The sequence below is a fragment of the Mycobacterium sp. shizuoka-1 genome, assembly GCF_002723835.1.
Taxonomy (GTDB): domain Bacteria; phylum Actinomycetota; class Actinomycetes; order Mycobacteriales; family Mycobacteriaceae; genus Mycobacterium.
Genome location: NZ_BEWG01000076.1, coordinates 54710 through 62131, shown reverse-complemented (window position 1 = coordinate 62131; position 7422 = coordinate 54710). Strand labels below are relative to the sequence as shown.

The following is a 7422-nucleotide window of genomic DNA, read 5'->3' as shown; positions in this document are numbered from 1 at the left end:
GGGACCCGGCCCCACCCTGATCGAGGGCAGCGGAAGCAAGGCACTCGTCCCCGAGGCGGCGCCGGCAGCTGCCGCGCTGTCCTCGGTGCAGGCCAAGGAACGGGCGCGACGGCGGCGTGCCCAGCGGGCCAAGGACCGCGGACACCGCGACGAGTACATGGACCTCGACAGCGACAGCGGGCCGCCCGCTGAACCGGTCGCCACGTCGACCACCTCGTCGTCGGACCGCGGTGCCGGACCGATCGGGTTCGCCGGCACCGAAACCCGGGCGCGGGGCGTCCCCGCGGCCGGCCTGGCCGATGTCGCGGCCGAGCCCGGCGAGCGTCCCACCATGCCGATGCTGCCGACCACCTGGGACAGCGATCCCGAGCAGGAGACCGACCGATGATTGGAGACACGCAGTGAGCATGCTCGATGCCCATATCCCGCAACTCGTGGCCGCGGAGGCGGCGTTCGGCGCCAAGACCGCGTTGATGCGCAGCACCATCGCCCAGGCCGAGCAGGCCGCGATGTCGGCCCAGGCTTTCCACCTGGGTGAGTCGGCGGCGGCATTCCAGGCCGCACACGCGCGGTTCGTCGACGTGGCCGCGAAGGTCAACTCCCTGCTGGACATCGCCCAGGTGAACCTCGGTGAGGCCGGCGCCACGTACGTGGCCCAGGATGCCGCTGCGGCAACGACTTACGGAGGTTTCTGATGTCCCAGATCATGTACAACTACCCGGCCATGATGGCGCATGCCGCGGAGATGGCGGGCTACGCCGGAACGCTGCAGGCGGTCGGCGCCGACATCGCCGCCGAGCAGTCTGCCCTGCAGGGCGCCTGGCAGGGCGACACCGGCATGACATACCAGGCGTGGCAGGCCCAGTGGAACCTGGCCGCCGAAGAGTTGGTGCGCGCCTACCGGGCGATGGCCACCACCCACGAGAGCAACACACTGTCGATGCAGGCGCGCGACCATGCCGAAGGCGCCAAGTGGGGCTGAGACGTGGGCGCACCTAACGCCGTCGAATTGACCGCCGACGCCGCCTGGCTCACCGCCGAAAGCGTTGGCGCCGGGTCTTTCCCGTGGGTACTCGCGATCACGCCGCCACCGATGACACCGGACGCGGACACGGTGGTCACACGCCTGCGCGCAGATCTGACGCGCGCCGGCGTGATGTCTGCGGCCGGGGTGGTGGACCCAGGAGTCGCGCGGTGGATGCGGACGGTCTGCGCCCCGCAGCGCTGGCTCGAACTCCGATATGTGCGGGGCGGCGGTGGTCTGCTGCGCGGGTTGGTGGCCGGCCGAGGCGAGGACATCGTCGTGGCACTGCGCAGCGGCGAACTCGTCACCCTGACCGAACTCGACCTCAGCGACCCCGAACTGCTCGCTGAGGTGGTGACCGCCGGATTGCCCGGCCGAAAACCGGCTACCTTCACCGAGTTCGTGCTGCCCACCCGGGCGGGTGTCCGGGCTGACGAACGACTGCGTGCCGGAGCGGATCTCGATGCCGTGCTGGACCATCTGGGCCTGCCGGCCTCGGCGGTCGCGGTGGTGCGGTCGGCGTTGCGCGGGGCGCGCAGCTATCTCGAGGTGCGAGCCGGTTGCGCCGACCGCGGTGTGCATCATCTCAGCGAGGTGGGCGTCGGCATCATCGACGCGCCCGCCGGCCGTCTGCTCGTCGAACCCCACCGTGGGCCGGATGGGCAGTGGCTCTCGACGTTCCTGCCGGGTACCCCGTTCGCGATCGCCCTGGCGCTCGACCGGCTCACCGCGGCCCTGCCCGACGGGCGATGGTTCCCCGCCGCCGCATTGACCCGCGACTTCTCCAGCAACGCGATCTGATCCAGAGAGAGAACACCATGACTGAAACCCCGGTGCTGCCGATCGTACGGGTCGCCGTTCTGGCGTACGGCCGGATCACCGATATGTCATTGCCCGCCGAATTGCCGCTGCGCGAGATCATTCCCGCGGTGAACCGACTGGTGCCACCGCCGGACTCCGATGACACGGTGCCGACCCCGATGACGCTGGCGCCGGTGGGCGGCGTGCCGTTCAGTCTGGACGCGAGCTTGGACACCGTCGGCGTGGTCGACGGCGATCTCCTTGCCGTACAGCCGGTTCCCGCCGGGCCGCCGTCTCCCGCAGTGGTGGAGGACATCGCCGACGCGGCGGTGATCTTCTCCGCCGCCCGGCAGCGGCCCTGGGGTCCGCCCCGATTGCAGCTGGGAGCCCGGCTGGCCGCCACCGTGTTTGTGGTGGCGCTGTGCGCGGCGGCGGTCGCCCACCGCGCCGCGACCGGGTCGGTGGTGGGGCTCTACGCGGTCAGCGCGCTCGCACTGGTCACGGTGGTGGCCGGTCTGCTGCTGCGCACCCGTTCGGCGCGCCTGGCCACGCAGGTGTCCGCGGTCGCTCTGGCGCCCATCGCGTCGGCCTTCTGGTTGGCGGTACCCGGTCCGTGGGGCGCTGCACAGGTGATGCTGGCCGCCGCCGGGGTGACCGCGTGGGCGTTGATCGTGCTGACCCAGACCGACGACGGCGTCGCACTGTTCACCACCACGGCCGTCGTCGGTACCGGTGCGCTCGCGGTCGCCGCCGCCGCAGCCCTGTGGCACCTGCCGGCGCTGACGCTGGGGGCGGCGTTGATCGTGGTGGCGCTGGTGATCACCGTGTCCGCGCCTGGGCTCGCGGCGGTGTGGGCGCGCTTTCCGCTGCCGGTGATCCCGGCGCCCGGTGACCCCACCCCGTCCAGCCCGGCGGCCCGTCTGCTTGCCGATCTGCCCCGTCGGGTACGGGTGGCCGAAGCCCACCAGACCGGCCTGATCGCCGGTGCGGTGCTGCTGTCGGCGACCGGTGCGGTGATGGTGGCCGGCCGCCCGGAAGGCCCCGGGCCGTGGGGCTGGTATCTGGTCGTGGCGGCGTGCGCCGCCGCCGTGTTGCGGGCGCGGGTGTGGGACACCGCGGTGTGCAAAGGCTGGCTGCTCGCCGCGCCCTTCCTGGTGGCCGGCGGCCTGCTGACCGGCTACCTGGTGGACGACCGGTTCGTCGCCGCGCTGTGGACGGTGATGGTGCTCGCCGCGCTGACCGCCGTGTGGATGGTCGTGGCCGTGAACCCGGATACCGCCAGTGCGCAGCGTTATTCGCTGCCGGTGCGCCGGCTGGTGGGTTTCCTCGCCGTCGCGGTGGATGCCTCGCTCGTGCCGGTGGCGGTCTACCTGGCCGGCATCTTCACCTGGGTCCTGGATCGATGATCCGGACCGCCGCGGTGGCCGCGGTGGTGCTGATCGTCACCGCACCGGTGGCCGGCGCCGTCGCTCCGCCCGCCGTCGACCCGGCGGCGCTGCCGCCCGCGGGCACCGCAGGGCCGACCGCGGGCATGAGCCAGCGCTCCGAATGCGTGACGACCGGGATGCGGCCGGGTAGCGCTCCCGGTCAGTTGAGCGCCAACCAGACCATGCTGAATCTCTCTGGTGCGCAGACATATTCGCAGGGCAACGGGCAGACGGTCGCAGTCATCGACACCGGGGTGCGGCCGGGCCCGCGGTTGCCGAACGTGACCGGCGGCGGTGACTATCTGTCCGGCGGTGACGGGTTGGTCGACTGCGACGGTCACGGCACCTTGGTGGCCGGGATCATCGCCGGGCAACCCGGTCCCGACGGCTTCAGCGGCGTCGCCCCCGGCGCACGGCTGATCTCGATCCGGCAGACCTCGCCGAGGTTCTCGCCTGCCGCCGGCGGTCGGGACCCGGCGTCGGTGCAGGCCGAGGTGGAGATCGAGACACTCGCCCGCGCGGTGGTCCGCGCCGCCGACCTCGGCGCCACCGTCATCACGATCTCGACGGCCGCCTGCCTGGCACCCGACCGCCTTGGCAATCAGCAGGCCTTGGGCGCTGCCCTGCGCTATGCCGCGATCGACAAAGACATCGTGATCGTCGCCGCCGCAGGCAATTCCGGGCCCACCACGACCAGCGCCCCTGGCATGCAGTGCGCATCCAATCCGGCCGGCGGCCCCGCACCAGCCGGTGTCCCGCGCAACTGGGCGGGTGTCACGGCGGTATCGGTGCCGTCGTGGTGGCAGCCTTACGTGCTGTCGGTCGCCGCGGTGACCACCGCGGGGCAACCCGCCGACTTCACGATGGCCGGACCGTGGGTGGGTGTCGCGGCACCCGGACAGAACATCGTGTCGGTGAGCAACGACGGCACCGGAGGACTGGCCGACGGCATGCCCGACGGACGCGGCGGGATGACTCCGCTGGACGGAACCGGTTTCGCGGCAGCCTATGTCGCAGGCACGGCGGCGCTGATCCGCGGCCGCTTCCCGGGCCTGCCGGCCGACGAGGTGGTGCGCCGGCTGACCGCAACCGCCCACAACGGGACGCAGGCACCATCCAACCTCGTCGGTGCCGGCACAGTCGATCCGGTAGCCGCCCTGACCTGGACCATTTCTACCGGCAGTGACATGGCACCCATGCCGGCCGCCAGGCGTGTCGCCGCACCGGTGCCGCCACCCCCGACCGATCACACCCCACGCACGGTGGCGTTTGCCGGAACCGCGGTACTCGCCGTGATCGTCGTGGCCGTTGCCGTCGTCGTGCGCAGACACAAGGAGGAGCTGGAATGACCGGGATGCCCGGGCCGGGCGCGGGACGGTTGACCGTCGTTGTGCTGGCAGCCGTCGCGGCCGTGCTGGCCTACCCGTGGCGGTCGCCTGACGACCGGTGGGTGCTGGCGATCACCGCCGTGGCGGTGATCGTGGCGCTGGCCCGGTGGCGTGGCCGTTATCTCACCGCCACCGCTGCGGACTGGCTTCGACTTATGTTGACCCGCAAGCCGATTGGATCGGCGCCGCCCGATCTGCGCTGCGCGGGAGCCGATGCGGTCGCCACGGTACTGGTGCGGGTGGACTGCCGCGACCGTGAACTGCCGATGGATCTACTCGCGGGCTACCTCGACCGGTTCGGGCTGCGATGCGATGCGGTACGGGTCACCACGCACCGCACCGAGACCGCCACGGCCACCTGGGTTGGCCTGACGGTCAGCGGCGCGCGAAATCTGGCCGCCCTGCAGGGCAGGTCGGCGCAGCTTCCGCTGCGTCAGACAGCGGAGGGTGCCGCCCGGCGGCTCATCGGCCAGCTGCGGGAAACCGGTTGGACGGCAACCCTTGCCGATCCCGCGCAGCTGCCGGAACTGGTGAGCGGTGACGCGCGTGAGCGGTGGAGATCGGTGACCGACGCGCGCGGGCACCTGACGGCCTACGCCGCGGGTGCGCCCGACGCGCTCGCGGCGGTGAGCCCGGCGGGCGGCGAGACCTGGACGGTGGTCGAGATTTCCGGGACGCGGTCGGCGGCCCGCACTCGAGCGGCTGCGGCGATCCGCACGCACGATCGACCCGATGCGGTGCCACCGGGCCTGACGGCGATCCCGGGTCGGCAGGCCGGGGCGTTGGCCGCGCTTCACCCGTTGTCGGGTGTGCGGCTGGCCACGTGACGAGAGGAGACCCGATGGCCGACAACACGGCGTCGCGCGGCTGGCAGGGCACAGTGCTCAAGTTGTTCCGCGCGGCCGAATACGAACTCACCGTGACCGGTCGCGACCAGATCAGCGAGCACTACCTGCGGCTGAACTTCGACGCGGGCGGCATGATGGCCGACCGTCCGCTGCACCCGACGATGTGGATCCGCATGTGGTTCCCGGACGGCACGAAACTGCACCAGCGCGGCTACACGCTGGTGAACCCGAACCCGGCACGCAACACCGTCGACATCGAGTTCGCGCTGCACGACGGCATCGCATCGCGCTGGGCGTGCGCAGCCCAGCCCGGCGACACGATCGGGGCGACCGTGCTCGGCAGCAGCTTCACGTTGCCCTCACCTGCGCCCGCTGGTTACGTGATCGTCGGTGACACAGCGTCATTGCCCGCGATCAATTCCTTGCTCGACTCGATCGGGGACACCCCCGCTGAGGTCTTTCTGGCCGCCGGGCACGATGACGACAGCGACCTCCCGGTCGCCGGGAATGCCGCGGTCAGGTGGATCGACCGGCGGCAGTCCGGCACCGCGCTGGTCGATGCTGTCAGAGAACACGCGCACGATGCCGAGGACCACTTCGGCTGGGTCGCGTCCGACAACCGCACGACACGCGCGGTCGCCAAGGTCCTGCGGGAGAACTACCGCATCCCGAGGACCTCGATCAAGGCCCAGGCCTATTGGGCTCAGGGGGCCTGACGCCCCGAATAGCCTTCCCACGGGCTGTAATCGGCGATCAAATCCTCTTGCTTCGGCCGGCGCTTCTCGGGCACGTGCTCGAGGTTGATCCGGATGCGGTACCAGATCGAACTCGGACCGCGCATCCCGTCGACCAGGATGTCGGTCGGTTGCAGCGCCTGGGCCGCCTCCGGATGGCGGGACCGCCAGACCTCCAGGGCCGCCATCGCCTCGTCCCGAGTCTTGGTGCGGGCGATCTCGATCAGCGGCTTGCCGCCCTTGGGTGGCTTCTCCGCAGGGCCGAGTTCCTCGGCCAACCGCAGCAGCGGCTCCAGCGAGCCGACCGCGTCGTCCATCGGCGCCCACGGGTCGCCGCGCTCGGCGAACCGGGCCGGCACCGTCGCGATGGTGAACTCCTCGGCCCGGCACCCGGGTACCTCGGACCACGCCAACGGCGTGGACACCCGCGCATCGGGGGTGGCCCGCACCGAGTACGCCGACGCGACCGTGCGGTCCTTGGCGTTCTGGTTGAAGTCGACGAACACCCCCTGGCGTTCCTCTTTCCACCACTGGCTGGTGGCCAGCTCGGGGGCGCGGCGCGCTACCTCCCGGGCCACGGTCTCGGCGGCGAGCCGCACCTTGGTGAACGGCCAGTGCGGCGCGATCCGGGCATAGATGTGGAACCCGCGCGAGCCCGACGTCTTGGGCCAGGCCGTCAGCCCGTGGTCCTCGAGCACCTCCCGCGCCACCTGCGCCACATCCAGGATCTGGGGCCACTGCACACCGGGCATCGGATCGAGGTCGATGCGCAGTTCGTCGGGATGGTCGAGGTCGCCGGAGCGCACCGGGTGCGGGTTGAGGTCGACGCAGCCGAGGTTGACCGCCCATACCAGCCCGGCCGCATCGGACAGCACCGCCTCTTTGGCCGACGTTCCCCGCGCATACCGCAGCTCGGCGACGTCGATCCACTCCGGGCGCTTCTCCGGGGCGCGCTTCTGAAAGATCGCCTCCTCGGTGATCCCCTTGACGAACCGTTTGAGGATCATCGGCCGATCGGCCACCCCGCGCAGCACGCCCTCGGCCACCGCCAGGTAGTAGCTGATGAGGTCCATCTTGGTCACCGCAGCGCGTCCACCGGCCGCGGGAAAGACCACCTTGTCGGGGTGGCTGACGGTGACCTGGCGGCCGTTCACCTCCATAGCCGCCATGGTAATTAGGCTGCTCGTTCCGTCCTGGCTG

At 71.2% G+C, this 7422-nt stretch carries 8 protein-coding genes and 1 pseudogene; 8 read left to right on the top strand and 1 reads right to left on the bottom strand.

All coding sequences use genetic code 11. The annotated features are described in order from the left end of the window. The 8 genes and pseudogenes from MSZK_RS33170 to MSZK_RS21185 all read left to right on the top strand — a co-directional run. Window positions 1–388, top strand: a pseudogene (locus MSZK_RS33170) (PPE family protein); the annotation flags it as partial. A gap of 13 nt (window positions 389–401) precedes the next feature. Then, window positions 402–695, top strand: coding sequence for a type VII secretion protein EsxS (locus MSZK_RS21215; RefSeq protein ID WP_099250579.1), 294 nt, complete (start codon window positions 402–404; stop codon window positions 693–695). Next, window positions 695–982, top strand: coding sequence for a WXG100 family type VII secretion target (locus MSZK_RS21210; RefSeq protein WP_099250578.1), 288 nt, complete (start codon window positions 695–697; stop codon window positions 980–982). The genes MSZK_RS21215 and MSZK_RS21210 overlap by 1 nt, the downstream gene beginning before the upstream one ends. A gap of 3 nt (window positions 983–985) precedes the next feature. Further along, the gene (locus MSZK_RS21205) at window positions 986–1825 is read left to right on the top strand and encodes an ESX secretion-associated protein EspG (RefSeq protein ID WP_099250577.1); all 840 of its coding nucleotides are present in this window, start codon (window positions 986–988) and stop codon (window positions 1823–1825) included. 17 nt (window positions 1826–1842) lie between these two features. Then, window positions 1843–3231, top strand: a complete 1389-nt coding sequence (eccD, locus tag MSZK_RS21200; RefSeq protein WP_099250576.1) for a type VII secretion integral membrane protein EccD — start codon at window positions 1843–1845, stop codon at window positions 3229–3231. Beyond that, entirely contained in the window at window positions 3228–4601 is a 1374-nt protein-coding gene (gene mycP / locus MSZK_RS21195; protein WP_099250575.1) for a type VII secretion-associated serine protease mycosin, read from the top strand. The genes eccD and mycP overlap by 4 nt, the downstream gene beginning before the upstream one ends. After that, window positions 4598–5467, top strand: a complete 870-nt coding sequence (eccE, locus tag MSZK_RS21190) for a type VII secretion protein EccE (protein WP_099250574.1) — start codon at window positions 4598–4600, stop codon at window positions 5465–5467. The genes mycP and eccE overlap by 4 nt, the downstream gene beginning before the upstream one ends. A 14-nt stretch (window positions 5468–5481) precedes the next feature. Continuing rightward, window positions 5482–6204: a siderophore-interacting protein gene (locus MSZK_RS21185; RefSeq protein ID WP_099250573.1), complete on the top strand. Its 723-nt coding sequence runs from the start codon at window positions 5482–5484 to the stop codon at window positions 6202–6204. On the opposite strand, the gene MSZK_RS21180 is transcribed toward MSZK_RS21185, so the two are convergent. Continuing rightward, window positions 6192–7382: a DNA polymerase domain-containing protein gene (locus MSZK_RS21180; protein ID WP_371411373.1), complete on the bottom strand. Its 1191-nt coding sequence runs from the start codon at window positions 7380–7382 to the stop codon at window positions 6192–6194. The two genes, MSZK_RS21185 and MSZK_RS21180, sit on opposite strands and share 13 nt — an antisense overlap. Window positions 7383–7422: the final 40 nt, after the last annotated feature.

Bases quoted from the DNA above. Each gene is read 5' to 3' on its own strand.
- MSZK_RS21185 (WP_099250573.1), top strand. From the start codon at position 5,482: ATGGCCGACAACACGGCGTCGCGCGGCTGGCAGGGCACAGTGCTCAAG.
- eccE (WP_099250574.1), top strand. From the start codon at position 4,598: ATGACCGGGATGCCCGGGCCGGGCGCGGGACGGTTGACCGTCGTTGTG.
- MSZK_RS21180 (WP_371411373.1), bottom strand. From the start codon at position 7,382: ATGGAGGTGAACGGCCGCCAGGTCACCGTCAGCCACCCCGACAAGGTG.
- mycP (WP_099250575.1), top strand. From the start codon at position 3,228: ATGATCCGGACCGCCGCGGTGGCCGCGGTGGTGCTGATCGTCACCGCA.
- MSZK_RS21210 (WP_099250578.1), top strand. From the start codon at position 695: ATGTCCCAGATCATGTACAACTACCCGGCCATGATGGCGCATGCCGCG.
- eccD (WP_099250576.1), top strand. From the start codon at position 1,843: ATGACTGAAACCCCGGTGCTGCCGATCGTACGGGTCGCCGTTCTGGCG.